Consider the following 26256-nt stretch of genomic DNA (forward strand, 5'->3'; position numbering starts at 1 on the left):
TATTCTCGTAATATACTGTTCATCCAATTTGACCAACATCTAACTTCTTAAATAATTCTCAAGTCGCTCTACAGTCAGCCCGCCTATAAAGGTAAAATAAGAGCACTTTTTTAGTCGCAAATCCCATCCATAAATCTAAGAATTACCCCATCATCTAATTCTGGCTATTTTATGTAAGCCCTCCTATACTTTTCGTAGGAATCCATTGCTTATGGACACTCACTAATGATGGAAATAGATAATTCAACAGATAGCATTGTTGAGGCGCTTCAAAAAAGCGCCTTGTTTGGTTCCCTATCCAGTAAACAACTAGAGCAAATAATACCTCTTTTTAAAATCACCAGTTATGATGCTAATGAAATAATTATCAATGAAAATGATATTCCCATCGACTTATATGTTATTAGAGAAGGAACCGTTGAGGTCTTGAAAAAATCAGGGAGTGGAACCCTCTTACGTATTTCAGTACTCCATGCCGGCGAAGTAATTGGTGAAATGGGGCTGCTTGATAATTCACCTCGTTCAGCAAGCATTCGAACCCTCTCTCCAACCAAACTTCTTTCTGTTTCCATTGCCGATCTTAAGACCTTGGCCAATGAAGGTTTTCTTTATAATCAAATAATTACCAAACTAACCGATTTGGTTAAAGATCTCCGGCTGTCCATGAGTGAACGACCGATTTATTTTACTTTAATCTCTAATCTGGCTAATACACTGAGCGGAAGGATGCGACAAACAAACCAGGTGACTGTCGAATCCTTAAAGAGTGAACTCGAGCTTTCCAAAGCCCGAGTAGCCATGGGCAAATTTATGATCAACCTTCTATTTGTCCTGGCGGTCTATATGTATGCTTTTAAGATCATTGAGAAAATGGCGAATAACAGCCTTTCAACCAGCGTCATTAGCATCCCTTTAATTATTTTCTTTGCAATGGCCGTATTAATGATGATGAAAAGCAGCGGTTATTCCATGCAATTTTATGGATTGACCACAAGTAATTGGCGTCAATCTCTTAAAGATAGCGTCATTGTGAGTATTATCCTTATCTCATGTATTGCCTTTATCAAATGGCTATCCATTAATCTTATTCCTCAATTTCATGATCTAACTCTGATTCATTTAAGTTTTAACGCTGGCGGCATGCAGACGACTAATGAGCTCGGTCAAACCAATATTCCCATATTAATTACACTTATCTTTGCCTATTTGGTTTTTACGCCTATTCAGGAATTAATTTGCCGAGGTGCTCTACAAAGCTCCTTACAAGAATTTTTGACTGGTCCAAGCCGTGTTTGGTGGGCTATTATCATCTCTAATATTTTATTTAGTGTGACGCATCTGCATGTATCTATTGGCTTAGCCTTATCGGTGCTTCTCCCTGGCCTATTTTGGGGATGGATGTATGCCCGAAATAAAACACTGATTGGTGTTTCATTATCTCATTTGATTGTAGGAGGCATGGCCTTTTTTGTTTTTGATATAAAAAGTATTCTTATTTTTTAATAGCGACACCGTAATGAATACGGTGAAAGAGTTTTGATTACATCGGTCTTTTTAAGAAGAGTAACCGACATTTAATAGAGAATGAAATGACGCTAAAAATGACTTTTCTTGGTTCAGGTTCAGCCTTCACTATAGGCCCAGAAAACTATCATTCCAATATTTTATTTCAACTGGGAAAAGATACTCTTCTTCTTGATGCCGGCTCAGATATCAGACATTCATTACGCGAACAAAATCTAAGTTATAAGGACATCAATAACGTATATATTTCGCATCTGCATGGTGATCACACCGGGGGACTAGAATGGCTGGCATTAACCACTCATTTTGATCCAAACTATAAAGGTAAACCCAATCTCTTTGCCAATGAAAAAGTTATTATTGATTTATGGAACAAAACTTTATCAGGTGGATTAAGCACTCTCCCACATAAACATCCCTCCATTGATTCTTTTTTTAATTCCAAACCTATAAAGAAAGACGGATGTTTTACTTGGCATTCTATAGAATTTAAATTGATTCAGACTATTCATTTTTATAGTGAATACGAACTAATGCCCAGTTATGGCTTAATATTTACTTATAATAAAACTCGTGTTTTATTTACTACCGATACCCAAAGCACCCCGGAATATCTGACCCCTTTCTATGAAGAAGCAGATATTATTTTCCACGATTGTGAAACAACACCAACTAAAAGTACGGTGCACTCCCACTACTCCGAACTAAGGCTTTTGCCAGCACATATAAAGAAAAAAATGTGGCTCTATCACTATAATCCTGGCTCACTTCCTGATGCCAAAAAAGACGGTTTTCTGGGATTTGTGGTCAAAGGACAATGTTTCGAGTTTTAAACAAGGCCTGATGGATTAAATTAAAAGTGTAGGTTGGCGCTGAGCACTGCGAAGCCCAACAATCTTGATATGCAGTAAATGCAGACTCTGCTGTTGGGCTTCGCGGAGCTCAGCACCAACCTACGTCACTACCGCACAAGAATAAGTCGACGCATCGAGGATTGAACTGTTTTTCCGGCTTTAGACAGCTGGAATATAACGCCAGCTGCTGATGCCTTCAGTTACAGCACGTTCCTCTCCAGAACACCGAATCATTCCTGATGGTTTAATCATTCTTAGTTGTAATACCGAGGCTGAATTCTCATCATCCTTAAGGAGCAAAAGTGTTATTCTAAAATGACGAGATGCACGGTTTTGCCCAGGGAACACCAGACAAGGAAAATCACCCAAGTCTTCAATAAGATATCGATATCTTGCCTGTCCATCAGTTAAGGAACACCCCTGATTCTCAATTAACCGTTGGATGACTTCATTTGCCGCATCTCCATACTCCACACAACTCTTCGCGCTTGCCCCCGTTGCAATATGGGCTAATTGAACGGCCAGATGCTCCAATTGATAAAAATGCTGATGTTGCAGTTCCTGCTGATTTAATGCTTTATGATAGAGTAAAACATGGTGCAAACCAGTAATTAACAACAGACTGATTACTAAAATAACACATAGTGTCATTAAAAAAATAAACCCGCTGCATTGTTTTTTCATGATCCACGAACAGCAACCACTAATTGCTGTGTTTTATGATTATCTAAACCCATCACAATAGTAATTAGCAGTTTTCCGTTAACCCGCATTCTCTTAATAGCTAAGGAGCGAATTAACGTGCTTAGCTCTTCAGTATGAAATAACTTATAATACAAGGCCGTCTTTTTTTTATCTTTTTCTTTGATAAACCATTTTTCTTCAAACCACTCCCCTAAATAAACGAAGGGAGTATAAGAAAACATCAATGGTTTGGTTAAAATCACCAAATAGTTTCTTTCTAATTTTTCTACCCTCAAAATCTGATGGATCTCAGCATGTTCACAATCAGCTATCAGAACCGGACGTAATTCTTTAAATAAATTACCATTAGAAATTATTAGTTGGGTGGGACTCTGGATAGCAATAACTCTTGTAAAAGATTCACTCATTCGATTAATTTGAATCAATTGTTCCGGAGTCTGTTCAATGATTAATCCAGGAATAGTACTTTTAAAATTCCGTCTATCCATAGTCGTTAATTGCTCGATTCCTAAACAGGGAGTAAATCCCGCTCGCCGAATACTGTCACTAAGCAAATCACTAATCCATTGTAAGTCAAGACCCGCTCCTAACAATTTTTGCGCTTCAACATATTGGCGTTTATTACTTAAATACAGTTGGATTAACGTAGTCATAATAAGACTTGCTAGAAAAAGACTAATCAGAACCTCGGATAAGCCAATACCTGATTGATTATTAGGCCTATTCATTGCAAAGTCCCAATTGGATTTCTTTTTCGCGTTAAAGTTCCAAAATGCTTAGACCAGCTGAGGCGCAAAATAATATGGTGTTGATTTTCATTCAACTCAAAAAAATAGGGTGACGGCGCAATAGGGAGTACAGGAAGGCCAACAAATAATGATTCGTCAATCTGATCAAGAAATTGAGATGCCTGTGTACGTAGTCCCAATTGTGTTAATAACTGTCGGATTTGAGTCTGTTGCTCTAATAAAGCCAAACCCAAAATAGTTACTAACATTAATGATATTAATACTTCAATTAGGGAAAATCCCTTTTGATGAGCCATTTACTTCTTCCTGAGGTTGGTTGCCGGGCGCAGATTAACGTGCTCTATAAAAAAAAGCAAGAAGGGCCCTCTCTTAATTTTTAAGTATTTTTAGGGATCTATAATGCCCCCTGATGTTAATAAATTTCCTCCCCTCATGAGATCTTCTTTTTTACAAATAATTAACTGCTCTTGCGAAAAAAGTGCATGTATTTAATAACTTATAGATTCTTGGTGACGAATTAACCATGATCGGATGATGACAGTAGCGGCTGGCTTAGGTAAGATGTGCATTTAATTTTGCCTGAAGGAACACAGCTTATGTCTATAGATTTTACTCAATTACCCCATCCAGGAATTCGCTCTTTAGTTCCCTATAAGCCGGGTAAATCTATAGAAGAACTTAAGCGAGAAAAAGGGATTGCAGACATTATTAAGATGGCCAGTAATGAAAATCCTTTAGGTTGTAGCCCCTTGGCATTAAACGCATTACAGACTATGTCTTCTTATTTGATAGCGACATACCCTTCCCCAGTGAATCATGCCTTAACACCCAAACTAGCCAATAAATTGGGCATTAGCACAGAGCAACTGTTTTTGAGTAATGGCTCAGATCATTTATTTACTATGTTATTATATTGCTTTGCTCTTCATTCTGATAAACACATACTCACTCATGAATATGCGTTCAGCGCTTATGCCATTCAGGCAAACACATTAAAAATACCAGTTCGGACTGTCCCTATAAATCCCGATTGGCAAGTTAATATCAATAACCTGATCCAGACCTGTAACGCTCAAACCGGAATTATTTTTATTGCTAATCCCAATAATCCAACTGGGGTTCTAATAAGTCAAAACGAAATTAAATACCTGTTAGAACACATTCCGGAAAGTACCCTACTCGTACTGGATGAAGCTTATTATGAGTTTGCAGCTTCCAAACTCAGTTGCAACAGTTTGGAATGGTTGCCTGAACACCCCAATTTAGTTATTACCAGAACCTTTTCAAAAATGTATGGAATGGCAGGATTACGTTTAGGTTATGCCATTGCCAATCCCTCTATTATTAACCTCTTACAACGAGTCCAATTGCCCTTCTCAGTCAATCAAGCAGCGCTTATTGCTGCCCACGCGGCTTTGGATGATGATGATTTTATTACGTTAAGTTTGCGAACCAATGATGAAGGAATGCAGCAATTACGTACCGGTTTTGATGAGTTAAAACTCAACTATTTGCCTTCGGCCTGTAACTTTCTCACTGTTGACTGTAAAGAAGATGGTTTAGCTCTTTATAATTATCTTTTAGAGCAAGGGATTATTGTAAGACCCTTGCATGCTTATAAAATGAACCAGTACATCAGAGTGAGTATTGGGACTAAAGAGCAGAACTCTCGTTTTCTTGCTGCATTAAAGAGTTATTATGTTTAGGACAAACAGGAGAAGCAGCTTAAAATTAACCATCGCAACGACGGAGATTTTTTCTTGAGCTTGACGTCTACGGTCAAATGACCCAACCTACGTCCAAAGCCATTAAATTAAATCAGGTTTAGAATTTAATGCAACAGGGTCCATTTAAATATTACTAATATAAGGAACGAGCATGACTAGTGACTTAAGCCAAAAACATTGTGAATCGTGTGAAGGAATTGGAGCTGCATTGAATGCAGAACAAATAAAAAATTTATTGCCTCAATTAAATAAGCAATGGCAAGTAACTGACGATAAACGAATGCTTAAACGTTCATTAGCTTTCAATAATTTTTATGAAACTATGGCTTTTGTTAATGCACTCGCCTGGATTGCCAATAGTGAAAACCATCATCCTGATCTGGAAATTGGTTATAATTATTGTCGTGTCACTTTTATGACTCATGCACTCGATGGTTTAACGCACAACGATTTTATTTGTGCCGCAAAATTGGACAATTTACTTATTCTTTAAAGATTAATATATTAAGAATTTCCTCACCTCTGCAAGCCCCCACCCTATCTAATGGCAAACAAGGGTGGGGAAAATTGAATGTAATCTCTCATTCTTTCTTGACCCAAACTGATGAATAATTTACCATGTATTTTTTTCACTCATCTAGGGTTTATTATGGCCTTTTTTTTAAAAAATAAGACTGTACATGAATTACATATCCATTTACAGTCTCTACCATTAAATGAGTTAATAGAATTAAATAAAAAATATGGGCCTCATGTGATTGAAATAGACGCTCGTATGGAGAGAGCTGAAGCGCAATTAAAATTAGTTTGGGAAAAACTCGCTCAGCAAGAAGAAAGATATCAACTCTTGTTGGCCACAGAGCCTAAAGTCATGGAAGAAGAAGCGGAAAGGGCTAAAACACTTGCGAATTTAGAGCAGGGAGGCAGTAGGTCAGAAAAATATCTTTTAAGAGCATCTCTAAATAGTTATTCACCTTTGGAAAGTTATAAGATAAATGTTGCCTCACGACTAGATGCAATTAAAAACTCAAAACAGCAAATCATCCAAACGGAGAAGCGGGTTCAAGCTGCCAAAAACGACATGCACCTTACGGCACTAGAGATTAGTATTCTTAATCAGATTATTAAAGCCCGCAAAGAGGCTGAGCAAGCTGCAGAATGTGCTAACAGTGACAAGGCTGTTTACCCTCAACCAAGTCGTAGTCATTAATGATAACTGTTACGCAGGATAACTTCTTAATGTCTTTGTAGAAGAAAATCTAAATGATCTCCTCTACAAAGCCAAAATTAAATCAAATAATCTCAAGGACGATCGTCTAATTCTTTGCGCTGATTAGGCATGAAGTCCTTTCTATCCAAGCCCATAGCAACAGCTAAAGCTCCTGCCACGTAAATAGAAGAATAAGTACCAATCACTATTCCAATAATTAATGCCAAAGCAAAGCCGTGAATTGTTTCGCCGCCATAGACAAATAAGGCAACGACGACAAATAAAGTCAACATTGAAGTCATGATGGTTCTTGAAAGGGTTTGGTTGATTGAAATATTCATAATTTCTATCGGACTAGTACGACGAATTTTAACAAAATTCTCCCGCACCCGGTCAAAAACCACGATGGTATCGTTTAGTGAGTATCCTATTACCGCCAGTAATCCTGCCAAAGCTTTAAGATCAAATTCAATGCCAAAAAAGGCAAATATTCCCAATATCAACACTGGATCGTGAATCAAGGCCACTGCAGAACTGACCGCGAGCCTGTATTCAAAGCGCATGGCAATATAAATCATAGTCGCCAGCAAAGACACCAGAATAGCAAGGGCTCCTTTAGTAGCTAGTTCCTGACCGACTTGCGGGCCCACAAAATCAACCCTTTGCTTCACTGCGCCCGGTAAAGCACTCATCACTTGCTCTACCAGAAGAGACTGATCTTTATCGGCACGTGGCGCAATACTGATAAGGACATCTTTGGAGGTTCCATAACTCACTACTTGCGCTTCCTTAAAGCCAATCTTATTAAGATTTTCTCTAATCTGTGCCAAGTCTGCCGCATTGGAATAAGTGACCTCAATTTGCGTACCACCTGTAAAATCAAGCCCCCATTTTAATCCGTGGATCGCCAGAGCACTAATAGAAAGAACAAAAATTAATATGGAAAACCCGGCCGTCCAACGACGGGCCCCCATAAAGTCCACTTTTGAATTTGGATTAAAAAATTCCATCTGAGCCTCGCCTTAAATACCTATAGATAATTTTTTTACGTTGCGATTACCGTAATACCAATTCACAATCGCTCGAGTATAAGTAATACCTGTCAGCATAGAAGTTAATAACCCTAAAGACAGAGTTACAGCAAACCCACGAACTGGTCCAGTACCTACTGCAAACAGAATTACAGCCACAATAAAGGTAGTCACATTCGCATCCAAAATGGTCGAAAATGCGCGCTCATAACCAGCATAAATTGCTGCCTGAGGAGACAAGCCATGACGCAACTCCTCTCTGATACGCTCATAAATCAACACGTTTGCATCAACCGCCATACCTACCGTCAACACAATCCCTGCAATACCCGGAAGAGTTAATGTCGCATCGATAATGGATAGCAAAGCACAGAGCAAAATAAGGTTCAGTACCAATGCAATGTTAGCAATCAAACCAAAAAATCGATAGTACACTAGCATCAAGATTAAAATTAAACCCATTCCTACTTGCAGTGATACGATTCCTCTGCGTATGTTTTCCTTACCCAACGTTGGGCCGACAGTTCGTTCTTCAATGGGATAAATTGCTGCAGGTAGAGCCCCTGCCCTTAATAATAACGCCAGATTGCTTGCTTCTTTTGAATCAGTAAGTCCGGTAATCTGAAAATTATTACCTAATGCATTTTGAATCACAGGTGCACTAATAACCCGCTCTTCTCTATGGGTCAGCCGCTTTTCAACTCCATTAACTGTCTGCATGGTATTTTTGGTTTCAACATAAACAATTGCCATACGTTTACCAATATTTTCACGGGTGATTTTAGTGAATAAAGCCTCACCGCCGCCACCTAATTGGATTTGCACCGCAGGGGTTGCTGTTTGTTGATCAAAACTGGATACCGCAGAGGTAATGGAATCACCACTTAAAACCACCATTCTTTTCAATAAGATAGGATGGCCATCCATCATATATAGTTTGTCGCTAACCGGTACTGCGCCAGTTTGTTTTGCAATTTGAGCATCATTGTCTTGGTCCACTAAATAAAATTGCAGCGTGGCAGTTCCACCAAGAATTTGTTTGGCTCTGGCAGCATCTTGAATCCCTGGTAAGTCAACGGCAACACGGGTCGCTCCTTGCTGTTGAACCACGGCTTCACCAACACCCAATTCATTCACTCGATTACGTAAAATGCTCATTGTTTGTTCAATGGTATTTTGTCTAATCGTATTTAATTCTGCGGGTGAAATAGAACCTAAGACCACATTGTCGAGCTTGGTTTTGACAAACACTACTTCAGGTATTTTTTGTTTTAATTCAGCGAGTGCCTTATTCATAGAATCGGCATCGCGAAATCGCAAATCAATTCCTTTATCAGGAATATAGCGAATACCAGAATAGCGTATACCCATATCACGCATCTCCTGGCCTATATTTTTCATTATCCCTTCATAGCGACGACTAATCACACTTTCTACATCCACTTCGAGAAGAAAATGCACTCCACCTCGAAGGTCCAAACCTTGTTTCATGGGACGGGCATGAATTGCCTCTAGCCAATGAGGTGTAGATGGAGCCAGATTTAAAGCAACGGTATATTGACTCCCCAAGCTGTTTTTAATTACATCTCTGGCTAATAATTGAGAATCTGTAGATGAAAATACGACTTCAACTCCCTCGTTCTCCATAATTATTGATTTGTACTCAATCTTGGCTTGTTTCAGAGCAGTTTCTACCTGAGTCATTAATGCTTCTTTATCTACAAGAGCGTCGGAAGAAATTTGTACTACAGGGTTTTCTGTATATAAATTAGGTATGGCATAAATAAACCCGATAACTGCAATAGCAATCAGCATCAGGTTTTTCCATAGAGGATATTTGTTTTGCATTTCCGTGTCCCTATGACTGACTTAAAGAGATTTTAAAGTGCCTTTAGGTAATACTGTACTTACCGCACCTTTTTGCAAATTAACCTCTATGCCTTCTGCGAGGCTGACTTTGATGTACTGCTCATCAATACTGACTACTTTGGCCAACATACCGCCAGAAGTAATAATTTCATCACCCTTCTTCAATTGACTGATTAACTCACGATGTTCTTTCGCTCTTTTATTTTGTGGTCTAATTAACATAAAATAGAACAACACGAAGATGGCAGCGATCATTATGAGTGAAAAGGTTCCATCAGTTTGAGCTGCTGGAGGTGTGCCGGCCGCAGCTAAAGCATCGCTAATAAAAAAACTCATATAATCTCCTCAAATCTGCTATTAATTTATTGCATTAGACTTCAATAACCCGATGTATCAAAGTCTATTGTTCAACAGCGTGACATCATATAGATAATTGCCCGGAAGGTAAATGAATCGAATCAATTTCGATTTAATTTCCTGAATAACTTAGCGCATAGTAGACATTATGTTGAATTAAAAATCGCTGGCATAACAAAGGGGTGTGAAGAAATAAATGGTGAAGATATGCTTTTGTTAATTGTTGAGAACAGGTGGGGCAAGCGCATTCACCATCAATGACTTCAAACTGCATTGCGGTGGAATCTTCTGTTAAATCCACGACACCTTTTCGGCAGAATACTTTGCCTTGCATACCTGATGCTGCAGGTTCATTGGATTCAAGAAACTCTATTCCTTCCTCTTTCAAATACGTCATAAGCTCCAGGCTTAGATGTCCTGTTACATAACGAGGTAAATGAGACCATCTTTTTAATTGTTCTAAAAAAGCGTCCCGGGAAAGGGAGTTATCCCAGTGGAAATACACGCCATGAACTCGGTGTACCTCCTGTTTTAATAAATCATCAACGCCAATAATGGGAGTAATCGATTCATCCCAATTCTCCCAGATTTGGGGAAATTCCTGGACTATCTTTCGCGGTAAAATGACTGCATTGGGTTTTAGATGCAGTATTATTTCGATGAGTTGGGCATATGTTAACTTAAGCTTGCTCCCATCGTAGGTTGAGGTAATGGTAAAAATCCCCTCTTTGTTTGCTGCAAGCGAAGCGGCATTTAAAATAATTGCTCCAGACCATCCCATGTATGCAGATAAATTGGGAATTTTTTTTAATAACTCATAACCTGGCTTCAATAATAAAGAATCAAGGTAGAGGGCAATGGAAGTAATGTTTACCTCCTGCCAATTGGCAGCGGTAAGACATAAACCCGCGTCTGAGGTCATTATAGGTAAAAAATTTTGAACGGCGTGCAACATTCATTGTCCCCTGAAATACTAAAATTCTAAAGTAATAAACTAGTATCACCATAACTAAAAAAACGATACTTTTTGTTAATTGCTTCCTGGTACAGGGCCATTGCTTGTTGGTGGCCGATAAAAGCAGAAACCAGCATCAGTAAAGTCGACTCAGGTAAGTGAAAATTAGTCATTAATCCATCACAAATTTTAAATTGATAACCAGGATAAATAAATATATCCGTATCCTTGCTGCAAGGAGCAAGAACGCCATCCTGGGCTGCACTTTCAAGACTCCGTAGTGCTGTAGTCCCTACGGCAATCACACGATGCCCCGCCGCTTTAGTTGCATTCACAGCAGCAACCAGCTCGGAACTTATTGTAAAGTGTTCACTATGCATTTTGTGTTCTTTAATATTATCACAACGCACAGGTCTAAATGTCCCAGCACCTACATGTAAAGTAACATATGCTATATTTACCCCTCTAGAATGCAGACTGGATATTATGGATTCATCAAAATGCAAACCTGCAGTAGGAGCTGCTACTGAACCGGCATATTTAGCATAAATAGTTTGATAGCGATCTTCATCAAGCAGTTCATCTTGCCTGGTAATATAGGGCGGTAATGGAATATGCCCTAAACGATACAATAAATCCAATACAGCAATATTGGCTTTACAAATAAATAAATCATCTTGTCTTTCTAATATTTCAAGTTGATTTCCTTGTTCCAATTGGATAATTCCGCCTGGCTTGAGCGCTTTGCTGGCTTTTATATGCGCAAGGAAAGTAAACTCTCCAGTAACACGCTCCACTAACAATTCAACTTTTCCGCCAGTTAATTTTTGGCCATAAAGTCGTGCAGGAATAACCTTACTGTCATTCATGACTAATAAATCACCTGGGTTTAAAAAGTCAGCGATTTCTCTAAATTGGTAGTGACCATACTCCCCTATTGCACGATTATAGGTTAAAAGTCGAGAAGCACTGCGTTGTTCCAGAGGATATTGAGCTATCAACTCTGGAGGTAAGTCAAAATAAAAGTCTTGTTTATTCATAACGCAACCTGAAAATAAATTGGCGCTATTATACACTGAAGTTAAAAGATTAAACTAATTTCTAAGCATCTATAGTCGCTATTTGCAACTAACGGCACTTACTCAAAGTTTTGTAGCAGGTATTAGCGCAGCGTAATACGTGGATTTCAATACACTGAGCCAAAGCCATGATATTCCTTTCTTCTCCATATGTTGACGCCATTGACTATACTCTTAGGCAGGATATAAAAGATCAACGGCCTTTATTCCCATTTACATAGGCAGAAAGGTGACATTATGGAAAACGAAATCTTGAAAAATAAGCCAGAGGATCCAGAGTTTCAGCACACCTTAATAAAAGCAATTTTAGAGGCATCTCTAGACGGTGTACTGGTAGTTAATAAGCAAGGAATCATTGTTTGCTACAATCAGAGATTTATCGAGGTTTGGGAACTCTCAATTCATCATCCAATGGCCCAAAATATAGCAATCGGGACTAGTGATGAGCCCATATTAACCACAGTAACCAGCCGTGTAAGCAATCCTCAAGCCTTTCTGGAACGTGTGAAGATGTTATATGATAACCCTGAACTAAGCGATCTTTGTGAATTGGAATTAAAAGACGGTCGAACATTAGAGCGTCACTCCAGAGGATTATGGAGCGATAATCATCAATATATGGGAAGAGTCTGGTTTTTTCGTGATATTACGACGCAAAAGAAAATTGAAAACGAATTAGTAAAGCTAATCCGTCGTGATCCCTTGACTGATATTCCAAATCGCAGATATTTTTTAGAGCGCTCTGTCCAGGAGTTCGTTCGTGCCCGACGGCATCTCACCTATTTATGTGTCGCCTCGTTAGATATAGATCACCTTAAAGAAATCAATGTTCACTACGGCCATGCGGCAGGAGACGAGATGCTCCAGTCCTTGTGTCGCCAGATTCAACAGCAGCTTCGAGATACTGATTTCTTCGCTCGTATTGGTGGAGAGGAATTTGCCATATTGATGCCTGATGTTGAACTGGAAGGGGCGATGCTCCTGTGTGAGCGCATTCGCCAGGCTATAGCTCAGCACAAATTGTTTTTTAACGGTCAGGAAACAGGCTGTACTGTTAGCATTGGCGTTACCATTCTGAAGGCAACGGATACGGCTATAGAAGATTGTCTTTTCAGAGCTGACAAAGCCATGTACCAGGCCAAGAAAAATGGACGTAACTTGGTAGAAAGTGCCGAATAAACAACAGCATGGTGCATGTTTAAGAAGATTAATTAGTTAAAATCAAATCAATAAAAAAGAGACTTAAAAATAAAAAGAGCATATAAAATATGCTCTTTAACAATTAGGTATAGACAGTAAGATTGCATACAGTCCGATTCATCAGGTGGATTCCTCTGGAATGCTTTTGGCTTCTTAGCCTTGGCTAAGCTTGCTCACCACACTCTCAATCTGGCTTCCTAGATTATGACGTTGGCTGCTCAATGTGTGCCGTCTATGATTCAATATTAGGCTATTTAATCCATTAATTCCATGCCCATTTAGTGATTTATTGCAAAGAAAACGTTAAGTTCATTTAACAAACCTACCCATGGATCACTGCAATGGCATAGCCCTCTTAGTTGTCGCGAGGCTGTTTTATTTGTTCAATCCCCAACCAATTACGTATTGATTACTTATCCGGGTAAGCATAAAATAAACCAACGGAAATAAATTTCTTGCAAGGATATAATTTACAATAATAGGTATTAATATGCCCTCCTCATTTTATATCAATGAAACAAATAGAGTTCTTCATTACATTCCCAGTGGTAAATATAGTTTAAATACCAAGAAGGCAGCAGGTCTCCCAAACAGTTTAGCAATCACTTACATAGATAATGGTCAAATATTCAAGTTGACCGATTCACAGACACCACAAATTCAATATGGAAATAAAGGTGGCCTTTGCTGGTACTATGCCGCCAAACATACTCATTATGGCCGATTTTTCATGGGGAAAAGTGCAAATAGTGACGAGGCAAAAAAACGTAAAGAAGAAATAATAATTTCCACTTTTCGAAAGCAATGCACCGCCTTATCCCTGATTAAGGAAATAGAAGATGATTTCGTTGATCATTTTAATGACAATTTACAGCGGCAAGCAATTAAAGCTAATGAAACTCAATCAGCTGATCAAGTTTATTCTCAATCTATTTTGAATAGGTTGGCTTGCATTCCCAGTCCGTCAGAGCCACTAAAAATTCAGATGAGGCTACTTAAAGATTTTTTAGACAGCGGACAGCCTGACTTGACCTATTTTTTATTAGACCGCCATGCCCAATTCTTGATTAATGCGATAAATGAAGTTAGTGCCAATCTAGGTTTTCCTATTAAAGAAGCTGTCGATGCTTATCTTAAGAAGCTTAATTTACTACCCGAAAATCTGTCCTTGGATCAACTATCAACTCATTATGATCATATTATTATTACTCATATATGGAAGAGCTTGGGCTATGCTCAATCCTCTTGGCGCCCCGAGAAAAAATTAACCGGTCTAATTCAGGAATTGCGTCAGGGAACTTGTCTTGCTGAAATTGATCTGGCTCTTGTCACGCTCTCATCTAACTTACGACATACCTTTGGCGAACATGGTCTCGGCTATTTTGTTTCTGATGTGTCTGAATCTGATGCAGAAAAAGGGGAGGATACTCATATTATAAATATCATTGGAGCAGAGATAGATAGTGATGAAAATGGCTACGTTTATTTCATAGATCCTAATGATGCAAGTATTCCTGGTTCTCCAAGGATCGTTCATAAAATCTCTTATGCTCTTTTTTGTGAGATACTGGTATTGCCTGCAGATTTGGATCTAGATCCAGAGTCGTCTGTATTACATCGTCAGACTCAGTAATAAGATTTCAAATTGCGGAATCTAAACTGAAAGGCTAGCTTATGCTCGCAGCCGTCACAGAGTACATTACGTCGGAGCCAGCCTTAACAAAGCAATCCTGGGCGATTCTTTTTAGAGTTATATATGGGATTGCTCACTTGGTTGGGCAATGACAAAACATGTAGATAGGTTATTTTAATAAATTACCTAGCCAGGAATGGTAATACGCTCAGATTCTAAAGAAGGATTGCTACCCTCAGAAACCTCAATTCTACACCATTGATGTCCAAGAAACTCATACCAGTATATTAAGTAAAATGAGTCGAGCATCTTTTCAATTTGCCTTCTTTTTACAGTGCGCTACGTCAATTGGAATGACCAATTTAAGCCTGAATGATCTAACACCCATAACATCTGATGCTAAATCACGTTAATTGAAAATGAGGTTCAACATACCGGTCTCATATTATTTTGCTGCTCAATCTGGATAATAGGGTCTCTCAACCAAAGCCCTTGGGACGTAATGGAACGGTTCACCGACTTAAGCAACTTTAGATGAAGTCATTCATATCAATAGGCATATTGCTCCGGAACCTGGCCCTGACGCAAAAATCTAAAGGGTTATGTACACATAGTCTACAACTTTGTTCCCATAAAATTCTGTAGTTGTCATTAGTGCGCTAAACCTGAACTACCAAATGGATATTAATCATCTCGAATAATTCTCTTCATAAATTTTGATGTAATTTGATATCGAGTACTCCTTCCTCCACCAGGCAATTTTTCGAAACAACCTTTATCTAATAAATCCGAAAGATGTCTGGTTGCTGTAGCCTTACTTACTTTAGTAATTTTTTTATACTGAGCAGCGCTAATTCCTTGTTCGAATGAGTTATCTTTTTCATCAAACATTAAATTAATAATTTTTATTTGCTCCTTAGAGAGCTCACTTTCTTGAAAAACCTGCCAAAATAGGCTCTTAGCAAGAGTTTGGTCAATATTATTGATGGCAGTTTGAATACTACTTTCCAAAGTATTTAAAAACCATAATAACCACATGGTTATATCTGTGGTTTGCCGCTGACTTTTCTCCAAAATTTTATAATAATCGTTGCGATTAGCAAGGATAGTTGCCGACATTGCATAAAACCGAATACTCTGCTTATCCTCTTGAGCTAAGGCTAAATCTGTTAGAGCGCGCGTGATCCGTCCGTTTCCATCTTCGAATGGATGTACTGTGATAAACCAAAAATGGCTAATTGCTGCTCGTAATAATGGATCCAACGTTGGTTCTTTTAGGCTTTGATTGAACCACTCCAGAAACGCATTTAATTCTTGCTCTAATCGTTCCCTTGGCGGCGCCTCAAAATGCACTGTTGGCCTATCAATGCGCCCAGAGACAACTTGCATAGGCTCCTCACCTCTTAACTGCCCTGCGTTAACTCTATATAATTTAGATCCCTCATCATCAGGAAATAACCATTTGTGCCATTGTTGTAGGCGCTCTAGCGATAAAGGTGTCTTTAAGTTATTAATAGCATCCCACATCATTTGCGCTAAACCTTCTGAGCGCTCAGTAGTTGGGTAAGGTTGCTTAAGATGTAATCCAATCCGTTTTGCAAGTGAAGAGCGCACTGAGTGTTCATTCAACCGCTCACCTTCAATTGCAGAGGAGGCAATTATATTTTGCAACAAAGTATCCAGAGCAGATTCCAAAGATATATTTTCTGCTACAGAGCCCGTTTTACCTATTAGAACCCCCTGTTTCAATCTAACTTCCCGTAATAAAGGCTGAATAAGCTGTTCTTGCCAATGAAACTTTGGCCAATCTACCAGTTGCCAGATCCATTTTATTTGAATGTCATTCATAGTTTCTACCTCGCGAGCCAATTAATAAGATTATTCGGCTCATTTTTTGAGTTTAACAATAGAGTCATTAGGCTCATAAATCAAGCCAATAAGAAAATTATTCGACTCAAATAGAGATTTAATTAGTTAGATAAACGGGGAGTTTACGAACGTTACTGCTTCTGACCTCATTGATTTTCAACCCCATTGATTCCTTGTAATAAAAGTTATAATGTTAGTTTTGAAGAGTGCCCGGCCCCAGAATTGAGAAAAATTGTTTTCTCGTTATCGATATTCTTTTTTTGGACATGATTAATTTAGAATGATATGTCATTATTTTAATCAATGATCCATTTATACTCTGGATCAGGAACAAATACCAAAGAAACTCCTTGATCCGTAGTATGCTTAACCAACCAGCCACCAATTATTTTGGCTCTATAAGTATAAGGCGTTCCACCACCTTTTTGATTGCGTTCATTCTTTTCAATTAATTCCCATTCAAATTTCATATTCTTCCCTATTTGATGTCAATACCTGCGTCCATAATTTGATTTATGAATAAATCATGTGTTTTTGGGACACTGCTTGTTACATTAGGCCGATGATATCCTTTGATTGTAGAATACTTTATTCTGTTCTATTCTCTGCCTCGTCATACACTTCGTTCTTATTCCTTTTACCGACGGCTATAACAGTTATTATTAGTTTATTATCATTCACATGATAAACCAAACGATAACCAGATTGGCGTAATTTAATTTTATAACAATCTTTCAGTTTGCCACTTAGAATTGACGATATTACATGTGGGTCTTCAAGGCGACGTTTTAATATTTTTTTAAATTGCTCCTGCAATCCTTTTGCAAGTTTTTTCCATTCTTTAAGTGCCAGAGGATGAAAATGAAGCTCATAACTCATCTATATCAACCTTTATAGATTTAAAAGGAGAGGACAAGCGTTGATCAACTACTTTATTCAATTCATTATCATCAAGTAGATCCATCATCCGCTCAAAAGTTTCTACAGGTATCAAATAAGCAGCTGCTGTATTGTGATTTAATATTGCTATAGGTTGTCCATGTGAATCATTGATCACCTTAGTTGGATTTTTCTTTAATTCACTAATACTCGCAACTTGAGTTGCATATAAAGTTTGCATAACAAGACCTCAATAAAGTACTTTTATACGACCTAATTATAGGTCTTTTATCAGAGCTTGTCAAAATATAAATTGGTTCAATAAAAGTAGTTTGGGGCCACTTATAGCCTTGGCAACATTCAACAGGAAAAAAATCGGGGGTTTATTTACCTCTTTTAATTACTGGCTTGTATAAATTCATTTTTTTTCGAAGGCTTTTTTAAAATGATCTTTAAGATCGTCCCTGATTAATTCTATACCCTTTTCTTTAGCTACTTCGATTAGGGAGTCGTAGTCATTTTCTTTATTACAATTTGAGCATGGAATTAAATCACCAGATTGGAACTTTTTGCTTTCCTCCGCCACTAAAACATGGTCACAAAAAAGACACTTAAGTTCTATTTTGTAAGATTTTTCACTCATTTGTTCCACCATAATTTAATAAATAAAGTTATTAAGGCTAGAATTACGCCGATAGCTATAAATAATCCATGATGCTCTAAAACAATATCCGATAATTTTTTTAAACATGTTTTTGAATCATCTATTTCTTTTGAGCGTCTATTTGAACTAACAATTCCCACTCCTTTTTGAGTTATTGCGAGACAAGTTAAAGGACTGACTGTTTTATTTCTAATATACTCATGAGTGATACACTGCTGCAAAATTTCACGGTATTTATCTATTTTTGAAGAAGTACCACAGAATTCATTGCAGGCACGTACAAATTCATTATCTAAAGCAAAGGTATAATTAGTTATTACGAGACCTTTTTTCTCCATTTCTGAAACTAAAAAATTTAGTAACAATTCGAATGTTATAGGTTTCATTTTTTCTTAATCTATCCCTGACTGATTATATAATTATATATAGTGTAGTCTTTTTAATATAAACCGGTAATCTCCCCGAAAAATAACTGATGCCAAAAGCGAGCGTAGCCTTGATGGAGCAATGCGTAATCAAGGATAAATATTCATTACCTCAAATCTTTGAATGCCATTTGGGCTCATGAGCATTAATTTATTTCGATGCCTAAATTTCAGTACGAAAACCTTGATTACGCGTTGCTCCATCAAGGCTACGCTTGCTGATAAAGCCACAGGGAGTAATACAAATAGAGAAGGATTAAATTTACTAAAAGTCAAAGTGGAGAAAGGTGATGTTATTTTGGTGACTAAATTGGATCGGTTAGGAAGAGATACTGCAGACATGATTCAACTCATTAAAGAGTTTGATGAAATTGGGGTGTCTATCCGATTTATCGATGATGGGATTAGTACAGAAGGAACTATGGGAAAAATGGTTGTTACAATTTTATCAGCAGTAGCCCAAGCTGAGCGTCATCGCATCTTAGAACGAACTAATGAAGGTCGGCTTGAAGCGATATCAAAAGGTATTAAATTTGGACGTAAAAGAAAAATCGATAGAAAAAAAGTCCACTCCTTAAAATTATCTGGCAAAGGAGCTAGTGAAATTGCTAAACAACTAGGTATTGGCAGATCTACAGTCTATAAACTATTAAAAAATGAAATTTCATGATGGTTTTAGTACATTTTATGAAAGAGTGACCCTCATGCTAAAATAAGAAAATTCTGAAATTTTTATAAATATTCAACATAACCAGAACAAAGCACAACCAATACTATGTATAAAGAGCGAGAGACATCACTTCATTTACTAACAACATCGAATCAAGCAATTTGGCATTCATCTGTAGCTCCTAAAAATAAAATGCTCATTCTACCTGACTCTGCTACTGATATTATTATAAAAAGGACAACATTTGGAATAGATATTGTTTTTTGCGGTACGATGACAAAAGCCGTGATGATTGAACGCGAAGAAAAAATTGATTATTGGGGTTTTCGCTTTAAGCCTGGTCATGGATCTCAATTTTTTAATTTCCCTATGGAAGAAACTCTCGATCAACTTGTCGATATTTCACAAAATTTTGAAAAAAATAAAATTGAAGACCTAATGGAATTTCCAGAAATAAATTCCTTAAAAATTGAACAGGAAATCTCAAAATTCTTATTCAAAAAAATTAATTCAATCCAATATCAAGAAAATATCAAAAGAATAAATCATCTAGCAGAAATGAATTTTGGTGATATCTCAAAACACGCCAGCAAAGAAAAAATCTCTAGAAGACAATTGTACAGAATTTTTAAAAATTATTTTGGCTACCCTGCTAGAGATTTGAGTCAAACCAGGAAACTTAACCAATTTATAAAACTCTCTCAACAAAAAAGTACAACCTCACTTAGTGATCTAGCCATAGCATCTGGTTACTACGATCAGGCTGACATGAATAAATCCATTAAAAATCTTTGTGGCTTGACACCAAAAGAACTAATGTCCCAATTATACAATACAGTCTAATGTTCCAATCTTACAATACAGTCTAATGTACTTTTATTTCTTAATAGAGAGGATGTATGAAACTAACTTATACCATTTTATATGTAAATAATGTGAACGATTCTGTGGAATTTTACCAAAATGCCTTTGGTATCAAAAATCGTTTTATTCATGAAAGTGGAGATTATGCAGAAATGGATACTGGCGAAGTTACTTTAGCATTTTGTGCGCATAATCTTGCTAAAGATATTATTAAACAAAAATACTTAAAAGCATCGCAAAAACAACTCATTGGTTCTCAAATTTCTTTTGAACCTCATAATCTTAAAGAAGCATACGAAACTGCACTTGAAAATGGAGCAAAGTCAATTATCCCTCCGGAAGTCAAACCATGGGGATGGGAAAGTGCAATCCTCCTGGATCTTGATGGTCATATAGTAGAAATCGCTAAAGAGCTGGAAGTATAATGGCCTAGCGATCCGAAACTTGCGCTATAATACCGCCGCCCTTATTTTTGATCAAATTCACATATATACAAAAATCTTGTTTTTTGAAATCGAATCTATGGTGTGAGGAGCTATAGGGTTAGGCTTTGAAATTTGAATTAAACTTTTTAAAATTCGAAATTCAAGACCTGCCCCTTAAATTTGTTTCGGTTCAATAAAACGTTAAATTCAGTCTAAATCAAAACAAACTTTGATTTTAGGATAGAGATTTGGAACCGATTTAGAATCTAAAAATATAGGAATATTGACGTTACTTTATTTAGTCCACAAACCCATCATTTTGCGGAATTTATTAATTATGAAATAGCTGTTCTTTGAGATATCAAGGTGATGTTAATAGCTGTATCTACTCACTCGCTCCCACGAGTGGGTTATCATTGGGCGTTAGTATTGAATGTTTCCCCATAAATGCCATGGCATAAAATAGTCTATAAAAATCAAGTCTTATCTGCGCTGTATCATCAAGGATTAAGGCTTCTGCCCAGTAATCAGTATATTTAGTGTCGTAACCTTCAAGACATGTACTTGTTAGAGTAATACCTAATAATGAATCATCAAAGCAAATTTCATTCACAAATCCACTATACTGGTAATTTTACCATTATGCGCTAGCACGTTTTCGTTCACTAGCATCCCACAAATATGGCATTGGTCGATTTGTTCTGAAAATTTCTTTCTTTACTTTAATTACATTAAAAACTAAAATCGCTAACTGTATTAAAAATAGCCACGGCTGTTATATGTTTTTCGTATGTTATATCCAGTTTTTGCGTAAATCAGCTAAGTATTTCTTAATATAGGAAAACTATAATAGGCTCCATTGGATTAAACTTATCCAAGCAAACGACTTATCTTCTCTTTAAGGCCGAAAGAGGACTGGTATTTTCCTAGATTTAATCATTAAACGGGTTTGTCGGTGAGGTAAAGATGGAATGACAAGGTAACAAAACCCTTTCATGAAACTTGCTCAGTGATAATCTGACCTGCAATTCCCCCTCTTTACCTTATAAACTTTTAGAAACAGACGCTGCCGCTCAGCTTTGAAAAATGGCGTCAAATAAGATCACTATGGCTAAGGGTTCCCCCAACAAAGAGGCAGACTAACTTATGAAAAGACCATTCGAAATACCCCTTCAAAATTCATAGCATTTGATAAAGATCTACTTGGAGTAGGGTATTTCAATGAAGGTTATTTTCGAGGAGAATTATTCAAATGTATGCAAAGTATGACATAAGTAATGACGTGAAATCAGTAGAAACAATAGCGTTTCTTGATCTAACTGGAGGTAAAGAATTTAATCTGGCTGATGTAAAGCTCCTTCCACTCAAAGAGGTTGTTGAACAAATAAAATTAGATACGGGCAGAGAAATCAAAATAAATAATAAAACAGCTCTCGAAAGTATAGGCATTGTAAAATACGATCTACCATTGGATATGCACTTTTTGCCAATAAGGATATTGAAAAAAATCAAATATTATTTAACTATGGTGGTACGCGAACAAATATAAAGCCCGTAACTAATGCATATTTGTTAGAGATCGATGCTGAGGATAGTTTAGATGCCGAGCACCAAGGCGACTTGGGTTCCTTGTGTATGCATTTATTTGATCCGCTTCAATTCGAAGGGTACACTGAGATAAGTATAGATGAAACGCAATACAACAAAATACAATTTCATAACTTATCTCGCGAACTTATTCAAACCGACAACGCCATTGATTATCAGTTTCGTGCTAGGGAATTTATTCGCCAAGGTTCAGCATTAGGATTTACCTATGGCTTTTCATATTGGCTTACCCGGAGCACCTCTCCTTTAATTATGTCAAAGAGTGGGAATCCTATAAATGACTTATCTGTGAGTGAACCCTTATTTTGCTTACGAAGCTGGGAAAGCAATACGAAGATGGGTTCTATCGTCTATCGAAAAGAGGATTTGCTTCATCATTTTTATAGAAATCAAAACAAGAAATTGTGTGTGTTTTGGCCTGAAGATCCAGCTAGACCTGTTGCTTATACCAATAAATGCATTATGAAGTCTTTAATAGAAACAACATCCTATTCTTCAGTTTTTGTATTCATCACAGTAAAAGATATTGGTCGGGAGTTAGCAAAAGCTCTGGAAAAAGGTAAAGATAGAATAGAATTACCATTAAGTATTTATGCCAATCCAGGCGAAGCGGGCCCATTTTCAGATTTTTATGTAGGGGAGAATGAGGTACCTGAGGAGCATGAAATCGATAATGTCTATTTGGGAATGTAGTTGCTAGTAACATTGGTTAAGTGGATATCTGCATATTCTGTTCCCCAAATGAACACTCATTCTGATTGAAAAAGTGAACACCAATTCTGGCAATGTGAACACTTTTCTATATATTCCAGAATGGGTGTTAACAATCTGAGAGAGTTTTTTTCTAACGCATTGAATTTAAATTGATTTACTATTCTCGATCTCATCATGTTGGAACTCAGAAACTGTTGTTGGTGTTAAGGAGCAAGTTTTCGATTGTCCTTGTGCAACTTAATCTACCTGTTGTTAAATCCCATTCTCGGCTTGGACAAACTTTAAATACAGAACAATACCAGCAAGGAAAATTATAGTAAGTATATAATAACACGGTATTTTAGAGTGTAGTATCGATACTTTCTAAAAGACTGGCTCGAGAAGAGGTTATTATAACCCTCTATATGGTTAACAAATAAGCACTGATTAGCCAGATTAAAGTACTGGTCAAATAGGGATATGGGTAGGGTTTATAGGTTTTTCTCCGAAAAGACCAATCCAACACAAACACAGGTACAACTGAAATAAACGTTAATAATAAAATGACTGCCACATAAGAAGATAGCTGTCCCAACGGAATTATCTTGGTTAAAAAAGTTACAATCGCGCGCAACACGTCGCGGTAATAATAAATTACCAAATAGACCCAATCATCAAAATTATATATCACCCAAGATGCAGCAGCCAAAGGAAGGATTAAAGGAGCCCCTTTTATGGCAAATATCCTCTTGAACGTTCTAATAAACTCTTGTGAAAAAAAAACGAAAATGGCGGCACAAAAGACAACTGCAGCTAGAGTGAATAACATATTTGTTCCTAATAAATAATATCTCTAAAATTTAATTCAGCAATTCAATTTATTGCCTCTCTTCCAATGCTTCCCAACGTGCAAAAGCAGCGGCTAATGAAGCTTCTTCTTTTGCCAATTCCTGACTAACTTTGGCAATAGCCTGTGCATCCTGCTGATAAAATTGGGGTTCAGCCATTTGCAACTGCAGGGCTTCTATTTTCTTCTCTAATTGCTCAATTTGCTGGGGCAGTTGAGACAATTCACGCTGCTCATTAAAGCTCAATTTATTAGCGGAATTAGTACGTTTTGTACTGGGGGCTTTTACTGCTACTTCACGTTGTTGTTTTCTATGCATCTTATATTCATCATAGCCGCCAACAAACTCACTAAATTGTCCTTCACCCTCATAAACCAGCACACTGGTCACTACTTGATTAATAAAAGCTCTATCATGACTAATCAAGATTAAGGTGCCAGGATACTCCATAAGCATATTTTCCAAAAGCTCCAAAGTTTCAATATCCAAATCATTGGTAGGTTCGTCCATTACTAATAGGTTGACTGGCTTGGCGAATAATTTGGCTAATAGTAATCGATTTCTTTCTCCGCCAGATAAAGAAGAAACCGGCTGATTGAATCGCTCTGGAGAAAACAAAAAGTCACGCAGATAACTGGCCACATGTTTTTGCTTGCCATTAATCGTCACATAATCAGCCCCATCACCCACGTTGAACATGACCGTTTTATCTTCTTGAAGATGACGGCGCAACTGATCAAAATAGGCAACATTTAACGAAGTACCTTGTTTGATTGTCCCGGAATCAGGTTGTAATTCCCCTAACAATAAACGCACTAATGTGGTCTTACCACATCCGTTAGGGCCAATAATGCCAAGCTTATCGCCGCGAGTGAGTAATAATGAGAAATCACGAACAATGGTTTTATTAGCGATTGCATAATTGACCTTTTGCGCCTCTATCACCATAGAACCCGACCGAGTGACGTCCAAGGTCAAAGATTTCACTGTTCCCAATTGATTTCTACGCGCTTTATATTCTTCTCTTAATGCTTTTAAAGCACGAACTCGACCTTCATTGCGTGTTCGTCTTGCTTTAACTCCAGTGCGAATCCAGACCTCTTCTTCCGCTAATTTTTTATCAAATAAATCATTTTGTTTTTGCTCACTGAGCCTTATAGACTCGCGTCTGTCGAGATAGGTTTCATAATCACACTCATGCTGATAGAGTTTCCCTCTATCAATTTCAACAATCCGATTGGCTACCTGGCTCAAAAACTCTCTATCATGCGTTACAACCACCACACTGCCTGTAAAACTTTTTAAATAAGACTCCAACCATTCAATCGCCTCAATATCCAAATGGTTGGTTGGCTCATCCAATAATAATAAATCAGGGGCTGCAATCAGGGCCGCGCCAAGTAACACTCGCCGTTTCATCCCACCCGACAAGTTATTCATCTGCTCCGAAATATTGATACCCAAACGACTGGCCATCATTTCAACTTTGGGTAATAGATCCCAAGCATGCAAATTATCCATTTTCTGCTGACATTGCGCTAACTTATCCATATCTTCTTGCTGGGATAGTTCATTAAATTGAGCTAAAACCTCGCCGACTTCGCCTAAGCTTTTCACCAGGAAATGATAGACAGATTCTTTTTCGCTAACGGGTACTTCCTGAGTTAATCCCGCAATACGTAATCCGGAAAGCTGATGAATCTGACCGCTATCCGGAACCAGATCTCCTTGTAATAGCTTGAGAAGAGTTGATTTTCCAGCGCCATTACGTCCAACCAAGGCAATTCTGTCCTGAGGCTGAATTTGCCAATCAGCCTGATCCAGCAAACGATTACCTGCAAGAATAAGTGTGACACCATTAAGGGAAAATATACTCATATAAAAACTCTATGTTTAATAAACAATACGTTACTGGCCTACCGGCTGCTGATTTCTTTTTAAGATTAACCGCTTATCTTGCTGTATTATATTAAATTGTGACAACACATTCATTCCAAGCAAGACCAGATTGTCATCATTACCAGGAATAATCACCGCTTTAACATCGTTCAGGGTAAATTCACCAATAGATAATTTTTGTAACCGAGTTAAAGAACCCGTTACCTCTCCGTTCGCCGTTAACATCGTTATTGGATAACGTCCCGAAATATGCAAACGATCAGCAAGTACTTGCGGAATTGCAACCAGGGTTGCACCAGTATCCACTAGAAATTCAACCGGATATTCGTTGATCCGTCCTTTAATATGATAATGTCCTTCCTGATCCGCACTTAGTATCATTTCACTATGATTAGCGGAGTAAACTGTTTTTTCTGATTTTCCGTGGTAATAAAAAAATAAAAATAAACCTGCAAATAAGATAATCCAGACAAACAGGAACATGATGCGTCCTGTGCGATCATAGGGATCGTCACTCAT

At 37.5% G+C, this 26256-nt stretch carries 31 protein-coding genes; 13 read left to right on the forward strand and 18 right to left on the reverse strand.

Annotated elements, in window-relative coordinates; translation table 11 throughout:
* Window positions 1-225 precede the first annotated feature (225 nt).
* Both LOX96_RS01295 and LOX96_RS01300 read left to right on the forward strand, forming a co-directional pair.
* Window positions 226-1503, forward strand: coding sequence for a cyclic nucleotide-binding domain-containing protein (locus LOX96_RS01295; protein WP_250421333.1), 1278 nt, complete (start codon window positions 226-228; stop codon window positions 1501-1503).
* 86 nt (window positions 1504-1589) lie between these two features.
* The gene (locus LOX96_RS01300) at window positions 1590-2357 is read left to right on the forward strand and encodes an MBL fold metallo-hydrolase (RefSeq protein WP_250421332.1); all 768 of its coding nucleotides are present in this window, start codon (window positions 1590-1592) and stop codon (window positions 2355-2357) included.
* 180 nt (window positions 2358-2537) lie between these two features.
* Here LOX96_RS01300 and LOX96_RS01305 read toward each other — a convergent pair whose 3' ends face one another.
* The 3 genes from LOX96_RS01305 to LOX96_RS01315 are packed head-to-tail and all read right to left on the reverse strand — an operon-like array spanning window position 2538 to window position 4128.
* Window positions 2538-3062 (reverse strand): type II secretion system protein, encoded by a 525-nt coding sequence (locus LOX96_RS01305; RefSeq protein ID WP_250421331.1) that lies wholly within the window; start codon window positions 3060-3062, stop codon window positions 2538-2540.
* Window positions 3059-3811 carry a PilW family protein gene (locus LOX96_RS01310; protein WP_250421330.1) on the reverse strand — a complete coding sequence of 251 codons (753 nt, stop codon included), beginning with the start codon at window positions 3809-3811 and terminating at the stop codon, window positions 3059-3061. Before LOX96_RS01310 ends, LOX96_RS01305 begins: the two co-directional genes overlap by 4 nt.
* Window positions 3808-4128 carry a type IV pilus modification PilV family protein gene (locus LOX96_RS01315; protein ID WP_250421329.1) on the reverse strand — a complete coding sequence of 107 codons (321 nt, stop codon included), beginning with the start codon at window positions 4126-4128 and terminating at the stop codon, window positions 3808-3810. Before LOX96_RS01315 ends, LOX96_RS01310 begins: the two co-directional genes overlap by 4 nt.
* Window positions 4129-4428: 300 nt before the next feature.
* Here LOX96_RS01315 and hisC point away from each other — a divergent pair, with 300 nt between their 5' ends.
* From hisC to LOX96_RS01330, 3 genes are all read left to right on the forward strand, one after another.
* The gene (hisC, locus tag LOX96_RS01320) at window positions 4429-5538 is read left to right on the forward strand and encodes a histidinol-phosphate transaminase (protein WP_250421328.1); all 1110 of its coding nucleotides are present in this window, start codon (window positions 4429-4431) and stop codon (window positions 5536-5538) included.
* Between the two features lie 172 nt (window positions 5539-5710).
* Entirely contained in the window at window positions 5711-6052 is a 342-nt protein-coding gene (locus LOX96_RS01325; RefSeq protein ID WP_250421327.1) for a 4a-hydroxytetrahydrobiopterin dehydratase, read from the forward strand.
* Between the two features lie 156 nt (window positions 6053-6208).
* The gene (locus LOX96_RS01330) at window positions 6209-6769 is read left to right on the forward strand and encodes a hypothetical protein (protein WP_250421326.1); all 561 of its coding nucleotides are present in this window, start codon (window positions 6209-6211) and stop codon (window positions 6767-6769) included.
* Window positions 6770-6861: 92 nt separating this feature from the next.
* On the opposite strand, the gene secF is transcribed toward LOX96_RS01330, so the two are convergent.
* The 5 genes from secF to queA form a co-directional block, all read right to left on the reverse strand.
* Window positions 6862-7779, reverse strand: coding sequence for a protein translocase subunit SecF (secF, locus tag LOX96_RS01335; RefSeq protein ID WP_250421325.1), 918 nt, complete (start codon window positions 7777-7779; stop codon window positions 6862-6864).
* Window positions 7780-7791: 12 nt separating this feature from the next.
* A complete protein-coding gene (gene secD / locus LOX96_RS01340; protein ID WP_250421324.1) occupies window positions 7792-9648 on the reverse strand; it encodes a protein translocase subunit SecD in 1857 nt (618 codons plus the stop codon).
* A 21-nt stretch (window positions 9649-9669) separates the two neighbouring features.
* Window positions 9670-10005: a preprotein translocase subunit YajC gene (gene yajC, locus LOX96_RS01345; protein WP_250421323.1), complete on the reverse strand. Its 336-nt coding sequence runs from the start codon at window positions 10003-10005 to the stop codon at window positions 9670-9672.
* 133 nt (window positions 10006-10138) lie between these two features.
* On the reverse strand, window positions 10139-10981 hold the full coding sequence (locus LOX96_RS01350) for a queuine tRNA-ribosyltransferase family protein (RefSeq protein WP_250421322.1): 843 nt from the start codon (window positions 10979-10981) through the stop codon (window positions 10139-10141).
* 26 nt (window positions 10982-11007) lie between these two features.
* The gene (gene queA / locus LOX96_RS01355) at window positions 11008-12021 is read right to left on the reverse strand and encodes a tRNA preQ1(34) S-adenosylmethionine ribosyltransferase-isomerase QueA (protein ID WP_250421321.1); all 1014 of its coding nucleotides are present in this window, start codon (window positions 12019-12021) and stop codon (window positions 11008-11010) included.
* A 276-nt stretch (window positions 12022-12297) separates the two neighbouring features.
* On the opposite strand from queA, the gene LOX96_RS01360 reads away from it, so the two are divergent.
* The 3 genes from LOX96_RS01360 (at window position 12298) to LOX96_RS01370 (ending at window position 15306) form a co-directional block, all read left to right on the forward strand.
* Window positions 12298-13239: a sensor domain-containing diguanylate cyclase gene (locus tag LOX96_RS01360; protein ID WP_250421319.1), complete on the forward strand. Its 942-nt coding sequence runs from the start codon at window positions 12298-12300 to the stop codon at window positions 13237-13239.
* A gap of 511 nt (window positions 13240-13750) precedes the next feature.
* Window positions 13751-14893: a hypothetical protein gene (locus tag LOX96_RS01365; RefSeq protein ID WP_250421317.1), complete on the forward strand. Its 1143-nt coding sequence runs from the start codon at window positions 13751-13753 to the stop codon at window positions 14891-14893.
* A gap of 257 nt (window positions 14894-15150) precedes the next feature.
* Window positions 15151-15306, forward strand: coding sequence for a DUF6471 domain-containing protein (locus LOX96_RS01370; RefSeq protein WP_348645903.1), 156 nt, complete (start codon window positions 15151-15153; stop codon window positions 15304-15306).
* Between the two features lie 271 nt (window positions 15307-15577).
* Here LOX96_RS01370 and LOX96_RS01375 read toward each other — a convergent pair whose 3' ends face one another.
* From LOX96_RS01375 to LOX96_RS01400, 6 genes are all read right to left on the reverse strand, one after another.
* Window positions 15578-16741 (reverse strand): Fic family protein, encoded by a 1164-nt coding sequence (locus LOX96_RS01375; RefSeq protein WP_250421314.1) that lies wholly within the window; start codon window positions 16739-16741, stop codon window positions 15578-15580.
* Between the two features lie 317 nt (window positions 16742-17058).
* Window positions 17059-17232, reverse strand: a complete 174-nt coding sequence (locus tag LOX96_RS01380) for a hypothetical protein (protein WP_250421313.1) — start codon at window positions 17230-17232, stop codon at window positions 17059-17061.
* A 118-nt stretch (window positions 17233-17350) separates the two neighbouring features.
* On the reverse strand, window positions 17351-17641 hold the full coding sequence (locus LOX96_RS01385; protein ID WP_250421312.1) for a type II toxin-antitoxin system RelE family toxin: 291 nt from the start codon (window positions 17639-17641) through the stop codon (window positions 17351-17353).
* Window positions 17631-17882 carry a type II toxin-antitoxin system prevent-host-death family antitoxin gene (locus LOX96_RS01390; protein WP_250421311.1) on the reverse strand — a complete coding sequence of 84 codons (252 nt, stop codon included), beginning with the start codon at window positions 17880-17882 and terminating at the stop codon, window positions 17631-17633. Before LOX96_RS01390 ends, LOX96_RS01385 begins: the two co-directional genes overlap by 11 nt.
* A 177-nt stretch (window positions 17883-18059) precedes the next feature.
* Window positions 18060-18284, reverse strand: a complete 225-nt coding sequence (locus tag LOX96_RS01395; RefSeq protein WP_250421310.1) for a hypothetical protein — start codon at window positions 18282-18284, stop codon at window positions 18060-18062.
* The gene (locus LOX96_RS01400) at window positions 18281-18691 is read right to left on the reverse strand and encodes a hypothetical protein (RefSeq protein ID WP_250421309.1); all 411 of its coding nucleotides are present in this window, start codon (window positions 18689-18691) and stop codon (window positions 18281-18283) included. The genes LOX96_RS01395 and LOX96_RS01400 overlap by 4 nt, the downstream gene beginning before the upstream one ends.
* A gap of 178 nt (window positions 18692-18869) precedes the next feature.
* Here LOX96_RS01400 and LOX96_RS01405 point away from each other — a divergent pair, with 178 nt between their 5' ends.
* The 3 genes from LOX96_RS01405 (at window position 18870) to LOX96_RS01415 (ending at window position 20689) form a co-directional block, all read left to right on the forward strand.
* The gene (locus LOX96_RS01405; protein WP_348645834.1) at window positions 18870-19400 is read left to right on the forward strand and encodes a recombinase family protein; all 531 of its coding nucleotides are present in this window, start codon (window positions 18870-18872) and stop codon (window positions 19398-19400) included.
* Window positions 19401-19505: 105 nt separating this feature from the next.
* Window positions 19506-20243 carry an AraC family transcriptional regulator gene (locus LOX96_RS01410; protein ID WP_250421308.1) on the forward strand — a complete coding sequence of 246 codons (738 nt, stop codon included), beginning with the start codon at window positions 19506-19508 and terminating at the stop codon, window positions 20241-20243.
* A 56-nt stretch (window positions 20244-20299) separates the two neighbouring features.
* Complete coding sequence (locus LOX96_RS01415) at window positions 20300-20689, forward strand: VOC family protein (RefSeq protein ID WP_250421307.1); 390 nt, start codon at window positions 20300-20302, stop codon at window positions 20687-20689.
* 385 nt (window positions 20690-21074) lie between these two features.
* Here LOX96_RS01415 and LOX96_RS01420 read toward each other — a convergent pair whose 3' ends face one another.
* Window positions 21075-21302: a hypothetical protein gene (locus tag LOX96_RS01420; protein WP_250421306.1), complete on the reverse strand. Its 228-nt coding sequence runs from the start codon at window positions 21300-21302 to the stop codon at window positions 21075-21077.
* A gap of 639 nt (window positions 21303-21941) precedes the next feature.
* Here LOX96_RS01420 and LOX96_RS01425 point away from each other — a divergent pair.
* Together LOX96_RS01425 and LOX96_RS01430 are read left to right on the forward strand one after the other, a co-directional pair.
* Window positions 21942-22238: a hypothetical protein gene (locus LOX96_RS01425; RefSeq protein WP_250421305.1), complete on the forward strand. Its 297-nt coding sequence runs from the start codon at window positions 21942-21944 to the stop codon at window positions 22236-22238.
* Window positions 22239-22258: 20 nt separating this feature from the next.
* A complete protein-coding gene (locus tag LOX96_RS01430; protein ID WP_250421304.1) occupies window positions 22259-22990 on the forward strand; it encodes a hypothetical protein in 732 nt (243 codons plus the stop codon).
* Between the two features lie 421 nt (window positions 22991-23411).
* On the opposite strand, the gene LOX96_RS01435 is transcribed toward LOX96_RS01430, so the two are convergent.
* From LOX96_RS01435 to LOX96_RS01445, 3 genes are read right to left on the reverse strand one after another with little or no spacing between them, the layout of a single operon-like run.
* Window positions 23412-23819 (reverse strand): hypothetical protein, encoded by a 408-nt coding sequence (locus tag LOX96_RS01435; RefSeq protein WP_250421303.1) that lies wholly within the window; start codon window positions 23817-23819, stop codon window positions 23412-23414.
* Window positions 23820-23868: 49 nt separating this feature from the next.
* Window positions 23869-25716: an ATP-binding cassette domain-containing protein gene (locus tag LOX96_RS01440; RefSeq protein ID WP_250421301.1), complete on the reverse strand. Its 1848-nt coding sequence runs from the start codon at window positions 25714-25716 to the stop codon at window positions 23869-23871.
* Between the two features lie 30 nt (window positions 25717-25746).
* A complete protein-coding gene (locus tag LOX96_RS01445) occupies window positions 25747-26256 on the reverse strand; it encodes a retropepsin-like aspartic protease family protein (protein WP_348645836.1) in 510 nt (169 codons plus the stop codon).

The sequence above is a fragment of the Legionella maioricensis genome, assembly GCF_023618015.1.
Classification (GTDB): domain Bacteria; phylum Pseudomonadota; class Gammaproteobacteria; order Legionellales; family Legionellaceae; genus Legionella; species Legionella maioricensis.